The organism is Yoonia rosea, from assembly GCF_900156505.1.
In the GTDB taxonomy this organism is placed as follows: Bacteria; Pseudomonadota; Alphaproteobacteria; order Rhodobacterales; family Rhodobacteraceae; genus Yoonia; species Yoonia rosea.
This window is the reverse complement of the sequence record NZ_FTPR01000001.1, coordinates 502361-521662: the sequence shown is the minus strand read 5'-3', so window position 1 is coordinate 521662 and position 19302 is coordinate 502361. Positions and strand designations below refer to the sequence as shown.

Here is a 19302-nt window from a genome sequence, read left to right as displayed (position 1 = left end):
GAGAAACTCCCTCAAATTATCGAGGTAGGGGATCCCAGATCAAAGCTGCAACGGGGAAGGTCGGGGCAAAACGCCGCTTACAGCCAACACCATCATTGGCCAGAACAAATTTCGATTTTGGCGTCATGTTCAATTGGGCCTTTCGGTCGCTTAACCTGACGGTTGCAGACATTCCTGCATTGTGCAGCATCGGTCAAGTTGGGCTCAGAACGGTCTCTCGATACCCGGACTCTCCTTTGGCCCGCGTCCATCGAGTTTTGAGAGGTCGCGAAGACCAGACATTCGCCGCAGGATCCCCAAAAGGCTGCTATATTCAATCTGATGCAAAGAGACTTTACATGACTACAAAAGCCCCGGCCCTCACCCTTGGATCAATATGGAGACGATGGGATCCACATATTCATGCGCCTGGCACGACCCTGAACGACCAGTTTGGCGGTGCCGATGCTTGGGAAACCTACCTGTCCGCCGTTGAAGCCAGCGATCCCAAGATCGAGGTGCTTGGGGTCACAGATTACTATCTTCTTGACACGTATCGCGCGGTGTTTCTGCAAAAGGCGAACAGCCGATTGGCCGATGTCACAACAATCTTTCCCAACATCGAGCTGCGCCTGACAACGCGGGCGGCCAATGGGTTCGTCAATATCCATCTCCTCATCGACCCAACCGAAGACGACCACATTGAAGCGGCAGAGCGGTTCCTCAGTTTGCTTGAATTTGAGGCCCATGGCGACGTTTTCAAATGCACCCGCGACGATCTTACTCGACTGGGCCGCAAGTCTCTGGCTGGCGACGCATCCGAAAAGGCGCTGATCGCTGCCGGTGCGAACCAATTCAAAGTCGAATTCAACCAGCTCAAGAACATCTACCGGAAATCCGATTGGGCGAAGAAAAACGTCCTGATCGCTGTCGCCGGTGGAAAAGATGACGGCACATCTGGATTGCGTCAGGCGTCTGATGCGACCTTGCGCGCTGAAATCGAGAAATTCGCACATATCATCTTTGCAAGCAGCGTTGCCCAACGGGAATTCTGGACTGGCAAGCGCCAGGCTATTTCCGTCCAAGGGCTTAAGGAGCGATATGACGGCTGCAAGCCTTGTCTGCATGGTTGCGATGCGCATCGCCCTGATGAGGTCGGCCAGCCCGACCATAATCGGTACTCCTGGGTAAAGGGCGCCGCGACCTTTGATGCTTTGCGCCAGGCTTGCATCGATCCCGAATACCGCGCTTTCGTTGCGGATGCGCCCCCTTCCGGTGCCCTTCCGTCTCAAGTGATCAGCTCAATTACCGTCTCAAATGCGGATTGGGCCGCCACACCCACCGTTCCGTTGAATCCAGGCCTTGTCACCGTTATCGGCGCGCGGGGCTCGGGCAAAACTGCCCTGGCCGACATCATTGCCGCTACATGCGATGCCGTGCCTCCCGCCGTCTGGTCAGGTGGCGAAGAAAACCTACAAACTCCGTCGTTTCTTGCACGTGCCAAGCCTTTGATCGGATCGTCCCGCGCGACCCTCACTTGGGGCAGCGGCGAACGTGTCGATCGCGCTCTTGATGGCTCTGACGCAGGACAGCTGTCCGCCTATCCCCGCGCGCGCTATCTCTCCCAACAATTTGTCGAGGATCTTTGTTCGTCCACCGGTATCTCCGATGGTCTGGTCCATGAGATCGAGCGCGTTGTTTATCAGGCGCATGATCCAAACAACACCGAGGGCGCGACCAACTTCAGCGAGCTTCGAGACCAGAACACGCATCGCTTCCGGCAATCCCGGGATCGAGAGGAAACTGCGATTGCCGACCTGTCCGATCACATCGCCACAGAGTTGGAAAACGAAGCGAAAGTCGCCGGCCTGAAGCAGCTAGTGGCGCAAAAAACGAAGTTAATCGCAGATCAAACCGCCGACAAAGACAAACTCAAACTCACCGGGAAGCCCGAGTTCATTGCGCGACATAACGCGCTGGTGACAGCCGAGGCCGATCTGCGGCGGACCATCAATGCGATGTCCGAAAAACGGCGCGCTTACGTTGACCTTCAGGACGAAGTGGCAAGTGTTCGCGCCTCGACCGCGCCTGAGATGCTGCGACAGACCAAAGAAAAGCACCTCAAAGGCAAAATGTCTGACACCCAGTGGGACCATTTCCTCTTAGTCTACAACGGCGATGTGGATGCCACTCTGCACACAGTGATTGCAGATACAGATCGCGAAATTCAACGTCTGACAGGCGATGCCGTCGTCGCCCAGGACCAAAACACCCCTTTGATCGCACGGGATCAAGACATCTCAGCCGTGACTCTCAATAGGCTCACGGCCGAGATCTCTCGTTTATCGACGTTCATCACAGCCGATGAACATGTGCGCAAGCAATTGCAGGCCGCCACCACGACCATTACTCGGGAAACTGCTGCCCTCGAAAAGCTGAAAGCGACACTGACCTCCGCCGAAGGGGCTGAGGTGCGCCGGAAAGACCTGCAGCGCCAGCGCATCGATTGCTACGAGCGGATTTTCCAAGCGATCATCAATGAACAAACCGCACTACAGGAGCTTTACCAGCCCTTGTTGAAACGGCTTGAAGCCACATCGGGCACGCTCAGCAAACTGCAATTCTCGGCAACGCGCGTCGTAGACGTCGAAAAATGGGGTCGTTTCGGCGAGGAGAATCTCTTCGACAAACGCCGCAAGGGTGCCACGAAAGGCGTCGGGTCCCTCACAGCCCTTGCAGCCGAGCAGCTGGCGCCAGCATGGAAAATTGGGGCCGCTGCCGATGTGCGCGCGGCGATGGAAGCGTTCATGGGCGCTCATGCAGCGGAACTTCTTTCCCACGCCCCCTTTGAAAAGACCGAGAAGGCAGAATTGCGTAACTGGATGAACCAGTTTGCCCATTGGCTGTTCGCCACAGATCACATCACTGTTCGCTATGAAATTGGCTATGACGGCGTCGATATTCGCAAGCTGTCGCCAGGCACACGAGGCATCGTGCTTTTGCTTTTGTATCTGGCTCTTGATGACCAGGATGACCGACCACTCATCATCGACCAACCCGAAGAGAACCTTGATCCAAAGTCTGTAAATGATGAATTGGTGCCTCTCTTCATCAAAGCGAAGAAGCGCCGCCAGGTAATCATGGTCACCCACAACGCTAATCTTGTGGTCAACACCGACGCAGATCAGGTCATCATTGCTGAAGCAGGTCCGCATGCTTTGGGTGGGTTGCCGCCCATCACATATAATGGAGCAGGCTTGGACGACCCCAAAATCCGTTCCGAGGTTTGCGAGATTCTCGAAGGCGGCGAGCCCGCGTTTCAGGACCGTGCACGAAGGTTGCGGGTCAAAATGGAACGGTAGCGAACATTGGGTGAGTTGCCGTTGGCGGTCAGCTCTAATCAGTTTGGTCGAACGGAGCACAAAATTACAATCAAGGCCTTACGCTTAACGGATATTCTCTGGAACGTAGCGAACTTCCGTTTTCCTGAAGAAACATCCCGAAACAGGACCGATCAGGCTGCTCGGTCTTGGAGGTCCGCTTTGGCGGCATCTCAAAATCTTGCTGCGTAGCGGCGAATTCACACTTCCCGCCCATGGTGACGTCGAACTATGGCATCTTCTAGTTGTCGTCGCCGTTTGTAAGCTGCTCAACAACTTCATGTTTATCGATCAGAATGGTGGAAAAGGTGTTCTGCCCTTTTAACCGGAAAACCTTCTTTATGCGGTCGTCCAGAATGAGTTTCAAAATCTGATCGGTAGCGACCCCATGTTTTCGAACCGCATCGGCGATACCCGTCAACGTCTCCCACTTCTGAGATTCTGGGAATGACCCAAACAGCTTCAGCCACGTCATTATGGTTGCCTCTGTAAACCTGGGGCGGGCCAGATCGCCTCCCTCACCCGGGATCAGGATTTCAGCTTTGATCAGCGTTTCCATTTGCCCACGGGTCAGACCCAATCTCTTTTGTGCGGCAGAGAACGCAACTGACCCACTTGCCTGTTCGAGAAGGTCTCCCGCCTCACCTGCGTCAAAGGTGACCTCAAAATCTGCCCGATCACTTTCAGGTATGATGCCTGCGTCGACCAAGATTCGGCGCAATCGTTTCGGATGCAAGTCATGGGTCTTTGCCGCCGTTCTGATGGAATGCAACCGACGGGCCGGCAACACATAGTCCAGCGCATAATCACCGGCACCCAACGGCCAGCTTTCCAAGATATGCTGCCGCAGCAGGCCCCGAAGCGGCTCGAACTCCGGGCCGCTCCCTGCCCCGCGTTTCAACCAGTCGTAGATCCGGCCATAACGTGCTTGTGGCCGGTCCTGCGGCTTGCCTGGGTCCACTCTGAGGCCCTCAAAGTAGGCGAGGACTTCTGTTGGGCCATCGTTCAGGAGTTCAAAACCAGCAGCTGTCGCGATAGCCAATTCAGCCTGCGAGAGCCGCCCCAGAGTGGCTGTCTTTCCATGAACCCGCGACACCCCCAACATCTCACAAATTGCGCCCAAAGCGCCGAGCGGGAAGCTGCTGGCCCATCCTGCAGGGTGCTCGCCCCGAAGCCTGCGCACAAGGTGGTCTTCAAGTAGACCACCCGCAGCAATGTCCAGATCCAGCTCACCTTCCATGACCTCAAACATCCACGGCAGCCAGGCATCAAGGAACTCATGTTTCGCACCTTCTTCCGGCGGCGCAACCAACGCAAGCCCGTGAACCGGACAGACCCGCGCTGAAGCCATCACCCAAAGTGTGCGACCAAAAGCTTTTGCTATTGCTTCAGGCGTAACCTGCATGCCGGTATCGGCCCGAATGCACGCCGGGCAAATACGACTCTCCCCACGTAAGAGATGTTGTTTTCCCAAGTCATGCCCAAGCAGTTCGAAACGAGACGATCCATGGGGTACGCATGCCTGTCTCATCAGGTCGCTAACTGCGACTCCGGAAAGATCAGAAACCTTGGCAAAGACCTTTGGGTCCCCCTTCAGGAACCCAGCCATGGTCAACTCAGCATCCATCAAGAAATCCGTGATCGTTGGGACCCCGTTAGCAAAGGCCAAACGCGACACAAATGACGCTGTAGTCTCGTCAGGTTGGAGCAGAACCGTGTTCTTCAATCTCATGGTCTTGGATGTTGCAGACAAAAAAGCGCGCCACAAGGGCAGACGCCAAAATCACAACCTTCTGCTTGGACGGGGCGCATAAAAAAGGGGCCCCCGAAGGGACCCCATGAGTTTTGCTGTTCGGGCTCGAATTATACCGCTCGAAGTTTTTTGCCTGCGGCCCGAACCGCGCCGAGGGCGAGCGCACCCGCCCCGGATCCTATTTTTACTGATACCCTTCCCACCAATTCATTGGCGGAAAGGGATATTTCCTAAAGTTTGGCCTCTGCAACCAGCTTATTTCTTGACACCGAATTCCGCCGAATTTTGAAATTCCGACAAAATTACGGCTTCTGACAGCTAGTCTCCGAAATAAAAAAGGGGGAGCGGATGCTCCCCCATAGTTTCGCTGATCAGGCTCACTCATTATACCGCTCGGTTTGTTTGCCTGCGGCCCAATCCGCGCCGGAGCGAGCGCACCCGCTCCGAAGCTCGTTATCCCTTAGCTACAGCCGCTTGTCCCGCCGCAGGTGTTGCACTTCATGCAGGTGCCGTTGCGCACCAGCGTGTAGTTGCCGCACTCGCCGCACGGATCGCCCTCATAGCCCTGCATCTTGGCCTTGTCGCGGGCCGAGATTGTTGCTGTGGCGGTTGTGGACGTCACGCTTTCGCTGACGATGGTTTGCAGCGTCGCGACAGGGTCAATGCTGCTGTCCACCGGCGCCAGACGCACGCCGCCCTGCAAGGCGACCAGATCCTGCGGCATCCGCTTGCGCAAGTAACCTGTGGACGAGATCTGCTTGAGCACCTCGAGCGAGCGTGAAGCCGCGTTTTCGGTTGGTGTTTTCACGTTGGACACGCCCTCTTCCTCGCCACGGCCGATGTCGTCAAACGATGCGCCCTCTGGCTTGACGTGCGCCAGATCGGTGCGGTCGAGGTAGGACACAGCCAGTTCGCGGAAGATATAGTCAAGGATCGAGGTCGCATTCTTGATGCTGTCGTTACCCTGCACCATGCCTGCGGGCTCGAATTTGGTGAATGTGAAGGCATCCACGAATTCCTCAAGCGGCACACCGTACTGAAGACCAACCGACACGGCGATGGCAAAGTTGTTCATCATCGCGCGGAAACCGGCACCTTCTTTGTGCATGTCGATGAAGATTTCACCAAGCTGGCCATCTTCATATTCGCCGGTGCGCAGGTAAACCTTGTGCCCGCCAACGATGGCCTTCTGGGTGTAGCCCTTGCGGCGCTGTGGCATCTTTTCGCGCTCACGGTTGCGCACCTCTTGGACGATGATCTTTTCAACGATCTTTTCGGCCAGAACGGCGGCTTTCTCGTGGTGGTTGCCGCTTTCCAGCACCTCTTGCGCGTCCTCATCATCCTCGACAAGGGCCGCCGCGAGAGGCTGGGACAGCTTCGAGCCGTCACGGTAAAGCGCATTGGCCTTCACACCCAATGACCACGACAATTCATAGGCCTTTTGGCAGTCCTCGATTGTCGCGTCGTTTGGCATGTTGATCGTCTTGGAAATCGCACCCGAGATGAACGACTGGGCCGCAGCCATCATGTAAATGTGGCTGTCAACGCTCAGATAACGCTTGCCTTTTTTGCCGCATGGGTTGGCGCAGTCGAACACGCTGTAGTGCTCTTCCTTCAGGAATGGCGCGCCCTCCAGCGTCATGGTTCCGCAGACGTGATCGTTGGCGGCCTCGATGTCCTGCTTGGAATAGCCGAGGTGGCGCAGCAGATCGAATGTCGGATCGTTCAGCTTTTCGGCAGGGATGCCGAGAGTTTTGGTGCAGAACTCTTCGCCCAGTGTCCACTGGTTAAAGACAAAACGAATGTCAAATGCCGACGCTAGCGCGCCTTCGATCTTGTCCAGTTCCGCCTGACCAAAGCCGTGTCCGATCAGTGAGGTGTGGTTGATCGCAGGCGCCTGCCCGATCGAACCGTGACCGACAGCATAGGCAATGATCTCCTCGATCTGCGCCGAGCCATAGCCCAGTTTTTCAAGGGCCGCTGGCACCGACTGGTTGATAATCTTGAAGTAGCCACCACCGGCCAGTTTCTTGAACTTCACCAGCGCAAAGTCAGGCTCGATCCCGGTGGTGTCGCAGTCCATGACCAGTCCGATCGTGCCTGTTGGCGCGATAACGGACACTTGCGCGTTGCGGTAGCCGTGCTTTTTGCCCAACTTCAGCGCCTCGTCCCAGCTGCCAACAGCCAGTTCGATCAAACGCTGATCGGGGCAATTGGCATGGTCGAGCGGCACAGGTTTGACGTCCAGAGCATCATAGCCATCGGACTTGCCCAAGGCCGCCTGACGGTGGTTCTTGATGACACGCAGCATGTGCTTGCTGTTCTTGGCATAGCCCGGGAAGGCACCCAACTCACCGGCCATTTCGGCCGATGTCGCATAGGACACACCGGTCAGGATCGCGGTCAGGGCAGCGCCCATCGCACGGCCTTCATCGCTGTCATAGCCAAAGCCCATATTCATCAAAAGACCGCCGATATTGGCATAGCCCAGACCCAATGTGCGGAAGTCATAGGACCGCTGCGCGATTTCCTTGGACGGGAATTGCGCCATCATCACGCTGATTTCCAGTGTCACGGTCCACAGACGTGTGGCGTGCATATAGTCTTCGGCCTGGAATTGACCGTCCGAATAGAATGTCAGCAGGTTCATCGATGCGAGGTTACAAGCCGTATCATCAAGGAACATGTATTCGGAACAAGGGTTTGAGCCGCGAATTTCACCGTCTTCGGGGCATGTGTGCCATGCGTTGACCGTGTCGTGGTACTGGATACCCGGGTCAGCACAGGCCCACGCCGCATGGCCCACCTGTTCCCACAGTTCGCGGGCTTTGATGATCTTGGCGACCTCACCGTTGCGGCGGTTGATCAGTTTCCAGTCGGCATCTTCTTCGACAGCCTTGAGGAAAGCATCCGTGACGCGGATCGAGTTGTTGGAGTTCTGGCCAGAGACCGAAGAATAAGCTTCCGAATCCCAATCGGTGTCATAGGTCGGGAATTCGATGCTGGTGTAGCCCTGCTTGGCGTAATCCAGCACGCGCTTGATGTAGGTCTCGGGGATCGCAGAGCGCTTGGCGTCTTTGACGGCCGCAGCCAGTGTCTCGTTTGTCTTGGGGTCATAGGCCGCGACTTCTGTGCCGTCCCAAGATTTGATCGCCGCAAAGATCGCGTTCAGGTAACGGGCGTGCATTTTTGAGCCGGCGACAATGGATGCCACTTTCTGCTCTTCGATCACCTTCCAGTTGATGAATTCCTGAATATCGGGGTGGTCCGCATCGACGATGACCATTTTGGCAGCACGACGTGTTGTGCCGCCCGATTTGATCGCACCGGCAGCGCGGTCACCGATTTTGAGGAAGCCCATCAGGCCGGATGATTTACCACCACCGGACAAAGGCTCACCCTCGCCACGCAGCGACGAAAAGTTTGTGCCTGTGCCAGAGCCGTATTTGAACAAACGTGCTTCACGGACCCACAGGTCCATGATCCCGCCTTCGTTCACCAGATCATCGTCAACAGACTGGATAAAGCAGGCGTGCGGCTGCGGGTGCTCATAGCTGGAAGCCGATTTTGTCAGCTCGCCTGTCTGATAGTCGACATAGTAGTGGCCTTGTGCGGGACCATCGATACCGTAAGCCCAGTGCAGACCTGTGTTAAACCACTGCGGGCTGTTTGGTGCGGCGCGTTGGGTCGCCAGCATGTAGCGCATTTCGTCGAAATAGGCGCGCGCATCCTCCTCGGAGGTGAAATAGCCGCCCTTCCAGCCCCAATATGTCCATGCACCGGCCAAACGGTCGAACACCTGCTTGGCAGATGTCTCACCTCCAAATGTCGCGTCTTTGGCGGGCACCGAGCGCCACAGGAACTCTGGCACGCCCTTTTCCTTCACGCGCTTCACTTCCGAGGGCACACCCGCCTTGCGGAAATACTTCTGCGCAATCACGTCAGACGCAACCTGGCTCCAGCCAGCCGGAATTTCACAATTGTCGAGCTTGAAAACAACCGTCCCATCAGGATTGCGGATCTCTGACGTCGTCGTTTTGAACGCCAGCTCGCCGTAGGCGCCTGTTTTTGCTTTCGTGAAATTACGGTCAATTTTCATTGGTCTGCCCCATCTAGTATGCGCCGACGTTGCGGCTAAAGTCTCAACATGACCGCGGCTGCGGCCGAATAAAGGAGATGTCACGTATCGACGGTGTACTGCTCTTGATACATGTCCAAGAGCCCGTCATTGGGCGCTCAATGTATGCACCCGCCTGTTGATCTGTCCCCGCGCCGCTACCACATCTTGTGTCGTGCTCGTCGGCCTGCACAACCTGACGCATCTAGCCCTCGTGGGTCAACGGCTTTTTAACACAAAATGTGGATTAATTCAGTTGACCTGCCCGTCCTCACATGCCCGCCCTTTTGGGTGAGTGATTCACTCACAAACTTGTCCACAGATGTCTGCCGAAAGCCGCGTCAGCAGAAACTGTTTTACTTCGCAACCTTAGCCATTCCGCTTCAAGCAAAGTGTCAACTGTCTCCGGATGGGAATGGAAAGAATCGACCCAGCAGCGGCGGCACCAGACCCTGCGTTGCACGTTGGCCACGCTGCGCGGGTTGTTCAGCCAAGAGCACGATCCAACGCGCTGGCAGGCCAGCGGATTGCGCATCAATTCCTCAACTTCAAAACGTGCTCTTCGCAACACAGAAGGCAACATCTTGTGCGAACAGCCAGCGAAACCCATTGACTGAACAGCACGCCTATAGTTTTGCAGAGTTAATCGCGGGTATTTGCTCTTGGCGCTGCGCCGCGAACAACACTTTGATTGGGAGACGACAAATGAACAAATTCTGGATCATTCTGGGTGCGCTGCTTGTAGCTGGTGTATCTGCCTACGCGGGCGGCCTCGCCGATGCGATTACCGAAACTGCTCCGATGGCCGAACCTGCCGCAGCCGGATCAAGCGTGCCGAGCTGGGTCATCCCTGCCGCAATCATCGCTGTGCTCATCGGTGTCGCCGTTGCATCAAACGACGATGATGACGACGACGACGGTCGCGACCCCTACCAACAACCGCTCTAATCTTGCGCACATTGAGTGCGAACGTAACCAAGTACACTGACAGGGCCGCGCGGTTTTCTTCGCGGCCCTTTCTTTCGATCGGGATTTGCACTTTCAAGCGCAATGAACCCTTGATTGAGCTGCTTGAATCAATCGGCGCCCAGACAGGCCAGATTGATGCCGACATTGTCATTCTCATCGTCGACAACAATCCAATACCTTCGGTCCCGCTCGATTGCGTGCGGAACAGCACCCCTTACAGTGTCAAGGTCGTGCATGAACCGCACACAGGCCTTGTTCATGCCCGCAACCGGCTTTTTGACTTGGCCGAAGAATCCGGCGTCGATTGGCTGATCGGGGTTGATGATGATGTGATCGCTGAACCGGACTGGTTGTCTGAGTGGATCAGGGGACTGAACGCTGCACGCACTGACATCCTGATCGGCTCTGTAAAACTGAAGTTTCACGCGGGTGCGAGCCCCTATCTCTCGCGACGCCCGTTTTCAAATCCTGAAGTTGGCAAAGAGCCAAGGGTGCTTGCAACAACGAACTATGCCGTTTCGCAGCGCGTTTTTTCGCAATCTAAGGGGCTGGCTTTGCGCTATCACCCCGCCTTCAACCATATCGGCGGCGAGGACGCTGAATTCTTCCTGAGGGCAAAACGACAACATGGCTACGCAACGGGTGGCTGGCCATCGGCGCTCGTAACTGAAGCGCAAAACGGACACCGCGGCACACTTCGTTATCACCTGAATCGCACGCTCTGCACACAGATGAATGCCTATTACATTGCGGCACTTCACAGACGCGATAGGCTGATGGACAAGCCAGCGCCACTCGCGCTTATGCTCACACGACGTACAGTCAAAAATCTGGTCTCAGGTTTCCTGCGTTTGGGGTCAGGCATTGCAAAGCTTCCATATGCGCGCACCGCCGCACAACAAACGATCGGAATGGGATTGTCAGACGTGACACGCGCTTTTGCGGTGGTCCCGTATATCCTTGGAAAAAAGTACCGGCGCTACGGTAACACGGCGACGCAAGGCACCAATTAAAGCCCTCGCCCGTGATTCCCGATCAGGGATGCCGAACAACAAGCGCCTTGCCGCACCGCGGTTTCACAAACGTTTGACTATTTCCTGAAAAGTGGTCGGGGCGGAGAGATTCGAACTCCCGACCCTCTGTTCCCAAAACAGATGCGCTACCAGGCTGCGCTACGCCCCGAACCATGGCGTGTCTTTAGCCCCCCGAAACTGATTTGAAAAGCCCTAATTGCCGCCGTTTTGCACACAAGGCAAAATAGCGTCATTCCCAAAGCTGGGGTGTTGCATCACGTCCCCCACAGCGATGCCCAGACGCGTTGAAAGGCCGCCATTGATCTCTAAAACCATCTGCACACCGTCGCCCCCCGTGATCGACGTCGTGTCTCCGGGAATCGCATTTTCATGGATATGCAGGATTTCACCTCTCGGGCTTGCAAACAGCATATCAAGAGGAATCAGCGTGTTCTTCATCCAGAAGCTTACGGTTTGGGGCCGCTCGTAGACAAAGAGCATCCCCGAGAGCAAAGGCATCTGTTCCACGAACATGAGCCCCTGCGCGCGTTCGCGCGCGTCATCGGCCACGTCGATGGTAAACGTCGCCTGACCAAAATCGCCCTTGATCGTGATGCGGTCGTCAGCACATGTCGCCCACAGCGGCGCTGCCGCCACCATGAACACCCCCACAAAACTGGCGAGCTTCACTTGGCTACAGCCTCCCAGCCGATCACCTGGATAGCCATGCGGCCACGTTCGCCATCTACCATACGCAAACCAACTGCCTCACCTGATTGCAGGTCGGACAGACCGGAGCGCCGTAACACTTCGACATGCACAAAAACATCCTCGTTCTTGCCAAACACATTTGCGAAACCAAAACCCTTGCCCTTGTCAAACCACTTGACCCGCGCCGGTTCGATCGGTCGGTTGGCGATATCTTCCGCCGTAAACTCGACCATATCCCGTAGCGGCAAAGCTTCTTCACTCGCTGGCGGAGTAATTGAAAGCACTTCCGTTGCCTGCAATCCCCGCTGGGTATCCTGCACCATGATTGTAATTTCAGAGCCGTCTACAACAGACCCCTGACCGAAATTTCGCAACACATTCGCATGCAGCAAAATATCAGGTCCACCCTCTTCAGAGATAACAAACCCAAAGCCCTTGGTGGGATCGAACCATTTCACCTGGCCCAGTACCTTACGTGGCGTACCGGTATCCTGCATTTCCATAATGTTTTCCTTTAGAACAGCGGCAATTGCCTTGCCGCTATCCGTATTTGTCTATCGCCCCAACCGAGACATCAAGACCACCAGACTAGCCCATAAGCCTTCTTCCAAGACACTACGGTGACAGTCGGGTAATCTCCCAATCTTGGTCAACTTCACTGCGCGACCACCGAAACCGGTCGTGCAAACGAAATGCGCCATCAGACCAAAACTCGATTTCCAGAGGCACAATCCGGAAACCGCCCCAAAAAGGTGGCCGTTCCGGGTCCGCACCTTTTTGTATCGTTACTTTTGCAACCTCGGCCATCAACGCCGCACGCGACGCCAAAGGGCGAGACTGTTGTGATGCCCATGCTCCAACTCGACTCTTTAAGGAGCGCGATTTGTAATAGGCATCCGCTATTGGGCCATCCTCTTTCGAGACAAGCCCCCGCACCCGTATCTGCCTTGCGAGTGATTTCCAATGCAAAACGAACGCGGCCTTGCCAGATTGCGCGATTTCCTGCGCTTTCTGACTTTCATAATTAGTGTAAAATACGAACGCGTCTACTTCGATGTCTTTCAAAAGCACCATGCGCACGTTCGGCATGCCGTTTTGATCGACTGAAGAGAGTGCAATCGCGTTCGGGTCACTGGGTTCCGATTCAGCAGCAGCGTCAAGCCATTCCTGCGCAATAACAAACGGGTTTGCTCCCGCAAAAATGCCGTCACGGTCAGACATCGCTGATCCCCAAACAAAACCCCCACGTGCAGGCTATGGGTAAATAGACACAGTGGCAAGCATTTTGCATCATTGTTCAGATACTTGCTGGCCCGCACGCAATCGCCTAAACGGGAAAGAAGCCAGAGGCAAACAACAAAGGAATTCGCGCAATGACATCGGAACTGATGAAAGGCAAACGTGGCCTGATCATGGGCCTCGCCAACGACAAATCAATTGCCTGGGGCATTGCCAAAGCCTGTGCGGATGCCGGCGCGGAACTTGCGTTTTCTTATCAGGGCGAGGCGCTGAAAAAGCGTGTCGACCCGCTGGCGGCTTCGGTTGGTTCTGACATCGTCCTGCCTTGTGACGTGGGTGATGAAGGCTCGATCGACGCGCTTTTTGAAGCCTTGGAAGAGCGCTGGGGCAAGTTGGACTTCATCGTACACGCTATTGGTTTCTCGGATAAAAACGAGTTGCGTGGTCGCTATGTCGATACGACCCGCGGAAACTTTCTGACATCCATGGATATCTCCGTTTACTCCTTCACTGCGGTCGTACAGCGCGCAGAAAAGATGATGACAGATGGCGGGTCCTGCCTGACGCTGACCTATTATGGCGCAGAAAAAGTGATGCCACATTACAACGTTATGGGCGTGGCCAAAGCCGCACTTGAGGCTTCGGTCCGCTATCTGGCCGAAGATCTGGGTAAGGATAAGATTCGCGTGAACGCAATCAGTGCGGGAACGATCAAAACGCTCGCAGCGTCCGGGATCGGTGATTTCCGTCTGATCATGAAGTGGAACGAGTATAACTCGCCCCTGCGCCGCACCGTCACACAAGAGGAAGTGGGCAATTCCGCGCTTTATCTTTTGTCAGATTTGGGCAGCGCTGTGACGGGCGAAGTACTGCATGTTGATGCGGGGTATCATGTCGTCGGCATGAAGGCCGTTGACGCCCCCGATATTACCAAAGAATAGGAGCGCGCGCTATGACCGACCGCTTGCCGCATGAAAAAGGGTTCCACATCAGTTGGGACCAGATCCACCGTGACAGTCGTGCCTTGGCATGGCGCCTTGACGGCAAAGGTCCCGACGATGGCGCATGGCGCGCCGTTGTTGCCATCACGCGCGGCGGCATGGCCCCCGCGATGATTGCGGCCCGCGAATTGGATATCCGCACTGTCGATACCATCAGTGTGAAAAGCTATGACCATCAGGATCAATCCGAGGCCAGCGTACTGAAAGCCCCCGATGCGGAACTGATGGGTGATGGCACCGGTATTCTGATCATTGATGATCTGGTGGATAGCGGCAAGACACTTGAACTGGTGCGCAAAATGTACCCCAAAGCACATTTCGCCACGGTCTATGCCAAACCAAAGGGCCGTCCGCAGGTTGACACATTCATCACCGAAGTCAGCCAGGACACATGGATCTTCTTTCCATGGGACATGGCGCTGCAATATGTTGAACCCTATCGCGGCAAAGACTGATCCCGTGTTATTATCGGCCTGAAAATATCCCCGCCGGAGGCTCCGCCATCTCGACCGCGTGCCACCGCCCAGTTTTGGTGAACCATGCCTGACAGCCGCACAGCAAACACCTTTCCGCCTCCTGTCATGGAGGCACGGCGCTGGTTGTCGGATGTCACGCATCCTGCGGACCGCCCGCTTTTAAACGTCAGCCAAGCGGCCCCTGTCGATCCGCCCCCAGCGCCTTTGCGCGAAGCGATGGCGGACATCGTGCTGAACGACGCCGATGCGCATCTTTACGGGCCTGTCCTCGGCCTGCCTGCACTGCGCGCAGAAGTCGCCGCACAGTGGAGCACCGGTTATGGCGGCACAGTGACCCCCGATCAGGTCGCGATCACGTCAGGCTGCAATCAGGCTTTTGCCGCAACCATCGCGACACTCTGCACCGAGGGCGATGAGGTCATCGTCCCCGTCCCCTACTACTTCAACCACCGTATGTGGCTCGATATGTCGGGCGTCACGACCGTGCCATTGCCCGCAGGCGCGGGGATGATTCCCCAAGCAGCCGATGCCGCGAAACTGATCACCACCAAAACCCGCGCCATTGCCTTGGTCAGCCCCAACAACCCTTGCGGTGTGGAATACCCCGCCGCTGTCCTGCATGCCTTCCGCGATCTGGCGCGTGCACATGGCATCGCCCTGATTGTCGATGAAACCTACCGCGATTTCGATAGCCGCACGGGTGCGCCACATGATTTGTTCGCGGATCCCGCTTGGGATGATACGCTGATCCAGCTTTACTCCTTTTCAAAGGCTTACCGGTTGACCGGCCACCGTGTTGGTGCCGTTGTTGCCAGCCCCGCCCGCTTGGCCGAAATCGAAAAATTTCTTGATACCGTCACGATCTGCCCCAACCAACTGGGCCAACGTGCCGCTTTGTGGGGGATGCAGAACCTCGGCACATGGCTGGCCGACGAGCGCCTCGAAATCCTCGACCGGCGCGCGGCCATTGAAGGGAATTTCCCTCTGCTGGCGGACAAAGGCTGGGAATTGCTCGGCTGTGGCGCATATTTTGCCTATGTGCGGCATCCTTTCGCCATGTCCTCCGCTGATCTGGCACCTCTTTTGGTGAAAGAGGCAGGCATTCTTTTGCTGCCAGGCACCATGTTCATGCCCGATGATATCGCGGGCGGCGACAGCCAGTTGCGGATCGCTTTTGCCAACATCGACCGCGCCGGTGTGGAAACCCTGTTCAACAGGCTGTCACTGCTGGAACTCTAGCCCTTGCACCCCCGCGTCCGGCCCCTTATTCAGACGCAAACCAGCGGGTGGAGCGGCAACAAATGGCTAAAAAAGACAAACCTCGTTATGGCGCATGGATCATTGTCGGCGTCATTCTTGTGGGCCTTGCAGGCTTTGGCTCGGGCGGCCTGAGCGGGAACATCCGCAACATCGGGACAGTGGGTGAGAAAGAGGTGAGTGTTGCCTCTTACCAGCGCGCCCTGAACGATCAAATTCGCGCGGTATCGGCCCAGTTTGGCCAGCAGATTACCTTCCAGCAGGCGCAGGCCTTTGGCATCGACCAGCTTGCGCTTAGTCAGGTTGTTTTGCTGCGTACCCTTGATAATGAAGCAGACCAGCTGGGTATTTCGGTTGGCGACGAACGCGTGTTTGAACGCCTGCGGGCGATCCCGTCTTTTCAGGGTTCCGGTGGCTTTAACCGCGAGACCTATCGCCTTGCACTTCAGCAATCCGGCCAGTCCGCAGCCGAATTCGAAGCCGGCATCCGCGAAGAAACCGCACGCACCCTGCTGCAAGGCGCTGTCGTCAGCGGCGTGCCTGCACCGCAGGCCTATGCAGATGCCATGGTGCAATATATCAGCGAAAGCCGTGATATCACTTGGGCCGTCGTGGACGCCGAAGACCTGACCGCGCCAGTGCCGGGTGCGACGGAAGCCGCACAGCAGGAATACTATGACGCAAACCCCGCCGAATTCACCCTGCCCGAGGCCCGCAACATTACCTACGCGTGGCTGACGCCCACGATGATTCTGGACGAGATGGTCGTTCCAGATGAAGCGGTGGAGCGTCTGTACAATGAACGGATTGCCGAATTCGTCCAGCCCGAGCGCCGTCTGGTCGAGCGTCTGGTCTATCTGGATGCCGACCGTGCCGAGGAAGCAATGGCACGGCTCAACGCAGGCGAAGCCACCTTTGAGGAACTGGTCGCAGAGCGTGGCCTGTCGCTCACAGACGTCGACCTTGGCGATGTGAGCAAGGAAGATCTGCGCGCCGCAGGTGACGCCGTCTTTGCCGCCGATACCGGTGAGGTCGTGGGGCCGTTCAACTCGCGCCTCGGCCCTGCGCTGTTCCGCATGAATGCCGTCCTGTCCGAGCAAGTGACGACATTGGAAGAGGCGACACCGGATCTGCGCGAGGAATTGGCCGCAGATGCCGCACGTGACTATATCAACGACCGCACCGATGCGATCATCGACCTGTTGGCGGGCGGCGCGTCCATGGCCGATCTGGCCGAACGCACGGAAATGGAACTTGGCTCCGTGAACTGGACACCGGACACGATTGACGGGATTGCCGCCTATGACGCCTTCCGCGATGCTGCGGCCACCGTGCAGGAAGGTGCTTTCCCCGAAATCATCGACCTTGCGGATGGCGGTATTTTCGCGCTGACACTAGACGGCATCACCCCGCCGACACTGCAACCGCTTGAGGATGTACGCGAAGCGGTCGCGCAAGCGTGGGAGGCCCAGGCCCGCCAGGAGGCAATCCTTGCAAGAGCCGAGGAGATTGCCGCTGATATCCTGCCCCTGACAGGCTTTGACACGCTGGGCCTTGACCCTGTGATCGAGCAAGGTCTGACACGCCGGAGCTTTGTGGAGGGCACACCGCCTAACTTCAATGATGTGCTGTTCGACATGTCGATTGGCGAGGTTCGCGTCGTGGACGCCTTTGATCGCGCCCTGATCGTCCGTCTGGACAATATCGCAGCCCCTGACCTGACTGATCCGTCAGTCATCGCACAGCGCGATGCGCTGGCCGAAAACGCGCGTGCCGGGATCGCACAGGATATCTTTGACGCTTATGCAACGTCAGTGCAGCAACGCACCGAGACATCGCTGAACCAGCAAACCATCAACGCGGTCAACGCGCAATTCTAAGGCGGCCCTATGGCACTCTTGCCCGATTACAACAGTTTCGCCGCACAATATGACGCGGGCGCCAGTCAGGTGGTTTACACACGGATCGCTGCCGATCTGGACACGCCTGTCTCTTTGATGCTGAAACTGTCCGGCGCGGGCAAAGACGCCTTCATGCTCGAAAGCGTGACGGGCGGCGAAGTCCGCGGACGCTATTCCATCGTTGGCATGAACCCCGATCTGGTCTGGGAATGTCGCGGCACCACATCGCGGGTCAACCGCTCTGCCCGCTTTGATGACGATGCATTCGAAGACATGGCCGAAGACCCGCTGACCGCCCTGCGGGCATTGATCGCCGAATCGCGCATTGATCTGCCTGACGGCCTGCCTGCGGCATCTGCGGGGCTATTCGGGTATTTGGGCTATGACATGATCCGTCTGGTCGAGCATCTTCCCGATGTGAACCCCGACCCCCTTGGCCTGCCGGATGCGATGATGCTGCGCCCTTCGGTTGTTGCGGTGCTGGACGGGGTCAAAGGCGATGTGATCCTTGTGGCGCCCGCTTATGTGACGCCGGGCGTGTCCGCCCGCGCGGCCTATGCGCAAGCAGCAGAGCGTGTGATGGACGCACAGCGCGCCCTTGAGCGCCCGATGCCCAGCGAAGCACGTGATCTGGCCGAACCGGCGCAGGTCGCACCGCCTGTGTCGAATTTCGCGCATGAGGCCTATCTCGCCGCTGTTGAGAAGGCCAAAGAATACATCCGTGCCGGTGACATCTTTCAGGTGGTCCCGTCCCAGCGCTGGACGCAGGATTTTGTGGAGCCACCTTTCGCGCTTTACCGGTCACTGCGGCGCACAAACCCGTCGCCTTTCATGTTCTTTTTTAATTTCGGTGGCTTTCAGGTGATCGGGGCCAGCCCTGAAATTCTTGTCCGTGTCTTCGGCAAAGAGGTCACGATCCGCCCTATCGCAGGCACCCGCCCGCGCGGTGCGACCCCCGAAGAAGACAACGCGAACGAAGCCGACCTCATGGCCGACCAGAAAGAGCTGGCCGAACATTTGATGCTGCTTGATCTGGGCCGCAATGACACCGGCAAGGTCAGCAAAATTGGCACCGTCCGCCCGACCGAGCAATTCATCGTCGAGCGCTACAGCCACGTCATGCACATCGTGTCCAACGTGGTGGGCGAGCTGGCCGATGATCAGGACGCCCTCAGCGCCTTCTTTGCCGGTATGCCTGCCGGCACCGTTTCGGGCGCGCCCAAGGTCCGCGCGATGGAGATCATCGATGAGCTGGAACCCGAAAAACGCGGCGTCTACGGCGGCGGGTGCGGATACTTCAGCGCCAACGGCGATATGGATATGTGTATCGCGCTGCGCACCGCCGTGTTGCAGGACGAAAAGCTATATATTCAGGCCGGTGGCGGTGTGGTCTACGACAGCGACCCCGAGGCGGAATATCAGGAAACCGTGCATAAATCGAACGCCATCCGCAAGGCCGCCGCCGACGCCACAATGTTTCGCGGCAGTGGCAACTAGCGCCTTAAC

Annotated in this window: 13 protein-coding genes and 1 tRNA gene; 8 read left to right on the top strand and 6 right to left on the bottom strand. The window is 56.9% G+C overall.

From position 1 onward, the window contains the following. The first annotated feature begins 338 nt into the window (after positions 1–338). A complete protein-coding gene (locus tag B0B09_RS02495; RefSeq protein ID WP_076658228.1) occupies positions 339–3341 on the top strand; it encodes a TrlF family AAA-like ATPase in 3003 nt (1000 codons plus the stop codon). A gap of 259 nt (positions 3342–3600) precedes the next feature. Here B0B09_RS02495 and B0B09_RS02490 read toward each other — a convergent pair whose 3' ends face one another. Both B0B09_RS02490 and B0B09_RS02485 read right to left on the bottom strand, forming a co-directional pair. Further along, positions 3601–5091: a TniQ family protein gene (locus B0B09_RS02490; RefSeq protein ID WP_076658227.1), complete on the bottom strand. Its 1491-nt coding sequence runs from the start codon at positions 5089–5091 to the stop codon at positions 3601–3603. 481 nt (positions 5092–5572) lie between these two features. Continuing rightward, a complete protein-coding gene (locus B0B09_RS02485) occupies positions 5573–9211 on the bottom strand; it encodes a vitamin B12-dependent ribonucleotide reductase (RefSeq protein ID WP_076658226.1) in 3639 nt (1212 codons plus the stop codon). A 723-nt stretch (positions 9212–9934) separates the two neighbouring features. On the opposite strand from B0B09_RS02485, the gene B0B09_RS02480 reads away from it, so the two are divergent. Beyond that, the gene (locus B0B09_RS02480; RefSeq protein ID WP_076658225.1) at positions 9935–10177 is read left to right on the top strand and encodes a hypothetical protein; all 243 of its coding nucleotides are present in this window, start codon (positions 9935–9937) and stop codon (positions 10175–10177) included. A 2-nt stretch (positions 10178–10179) separates the two neighbouring features. Continuing rightward, a complete protein-coding gene (locus B0B09_RS02475) occupies positions 10180–11211 on the top strand; it encodes a glycosyltransferase family 2 protein (RefSeq protein ID WP_076658224.1) in 1032 nt (343 codons plus the stop codon). 92 nt (positions 11212–11303) lie between these two features. On the opposite strand, the gene B0B09_RS02470 is transcribed toward B0B09_RS02475, so the two are convergent. From B0B09_RS02470 to pdxH, 4 genes are all read right to left on the bottom strand, one after another. Beyond that, positions 11304–11380 (bottom strand) — tRNA-Pro (locus tag B0B09_RS02470). A gap of 44 nt (positions 11381–11424) precedes the next feature. After that, complete coding sequence (locus B0B09_RS02465; protein ID WP_076659747.1) at positions 11425–11871, bottom strand: DUF192 domain-containing protein; 447 nt, start codon at positions 11869–11871, stop codon at positions 11425–11427. Positions 11872–11897: 26 nt separating this feature from the next. Beyond that, on the bottom strand, positions 11898–12425 hold the full coding sequence (locus tag B0B09_RS02460) for a cold-shock protein (protein ID WP_055292592.1): 528 nt from the start codon (positions 12423–12425) through the stop codon (positions 11898–11900). A 112-nt stretch (positions 12426–12537) separates the two neighbouring features. After that, on the bottom strand, positions 12538–13143 hold the full coding sequence (pdxH, locus tag B0B09_RS02455) for a pyridoxamine 5'-phosphate oxidase (protein WP_076658223.1): 606 nt from the start codon (positions 13141–13143) through the stop codon (positions 12538–12540). Positions 13144–13295: 152 nt separating this feature from the next. On the opposite strand from pdxH, the gene fabI reads away from it, so the two are divergent. The 5 genes from fabI to trpE all read left to right on the top strand — a co-directional run bounded on the left by fabI (position 13296) and on the right by trpE (position 19293). Further along, on the top strand, positions 13296–14102 hold the full coding sequence (fabI, locus tag B0B09_RS02450; protein WP_076658222.1) for an enoyl-ACP reductase FabI: 807 nt from the start codon (positions 13296–13298) through the stop codon (positions 14100–14102). Between the two features lie 11 nt (positions 14103–14113). Further along, positions 14114–14617 carry a xanthine phosphoribosyltransferase gene (gene gpt / locus B0B09_RS02445; RefSeq protein ID WP_055292589.1) on the top strand — a complete coding sequence of 168 codons (504 nt, stop codon included), beginning with the start codon at positions 14114–14116 and terminating at the stop codon, positions 14615–14617. A gap of 84 nt (positions 14618–14701) precedes the next feature. Next, positions 14702–15877 carry an aminotransferase gene (locus tag B0B09_RS02440; RefSeq protein WP_076658221.1) on the top strand — a complete coding sequence of 392 codons (1176 nt, stop codon included), beginning with the start codon at positions 14702–14704 and terminating at the stop codon, positions 15875–15877. A 62-nt stretch (positions 15878–15939) separates the two neighbouring features. Next, positions 15940–17775: a peptidyl-prolyl cis-trans isomerase gene (locus B0B09_RS02435; protein WP_076658220.1), complete on the top strand. Its 1836-nt coding sequence runs from the start codon at positions 15940–15942 to the stop codon at positions 17773–17775. A 9-nt stretch (positions 17776–17784) separates the two neighbouring features. Next, the gene (gene trpE, locus B0B09_RS02430; protein WP_076658219.1) at positions 17785–19293 is read left to right on the top strand and encodes an anthranilate synthase component I; all 1509 of its coding nucleotides are present in this window, start codon (positions 17785–17787) and stop codon (positions 19291–19293) included. Positions 19294–19302: the final 9 nt, after the last annotated feature.

Coding starts and splice junctions, on each gene's coding strand:
- B0B09_RS02495 (WP_076658228.1), top strand. CDS start 339: ATGACTACAAAAGCCCCGGCCCTCACCCTTGGATCAATATGGAGACGA.
- B0B09_RS02490 (WP_076658227.1), bottom strand. CDS start 5,091: ATGAGATTGAAGAACACGGTTCTGCTCCAACCTGACGAGACTACAGCG.
- B0B09_RS02485 (WP_076658226.1), bottom strand. CDS start 9,211: ATGAAAATTGACCGTAATTTCACGAAAGCAAAAACAGGCGCCTACGGC.
- B0B09_RS02480 (WP_076658225.1), top strand. CDS start 9,935: ATGAACAAATTCTGGATCATTCTGGGTGCGCTGCTTGTAGCTGGTGTA.
- B0B09_RS02465 (WP_076659747.1), bottom strand. CDS start 11,871: ATGGTGGCGGCAGCGCCGCTGTGGGCGACATGTGCTGACGACCGCATC.
- B0B09_RS02460 (WP_055292592.1), bottom strand. CDS start 12,425: ATGGAAATGCAGGATACCGGTACGCCACGTAAGGTACTGGGCCAGGTG.
- pdxH (WP_076658223.1), bottom strand. CDS start 13,143: ATGTCTGACCGTGACGGCATTTTTGCGGGAGCAAACCCGTTTGTTATT.
- fabI (WP_076658222.1), top strand. CDS start 13,296: ATGACATCGGAACTGATGAAAGGCAAACGTGGCCTGATCATGGGCCTC.
- gpt (WP_055292589.1), top strand. CDS start 14,114: ATGACCGACCGCTTGCCGCATGAAAAAGGGTTCCACATCAGTTGGGAC.
- B0B09_RS02440 (WP_076658221.1), top strand. CDS start 14,702: ATGCCTGACAGCCGCACAGCAAACACCTTTCCGCCTCCTGTCATGGAG.
- B0B09_RS02435 (WP_076658220.1), top strand. CDS start 15,940: ATGGCTAAAAAAGACAAACCTCGTTATGGCGCATGGATCATTGTCGGC.
- trpE (WP_076658219.1), top strand. CDS start 17,785: ATGGCACTCTTGCCCGATTACAACAGTTTCGCCGCACAATATGACGCG.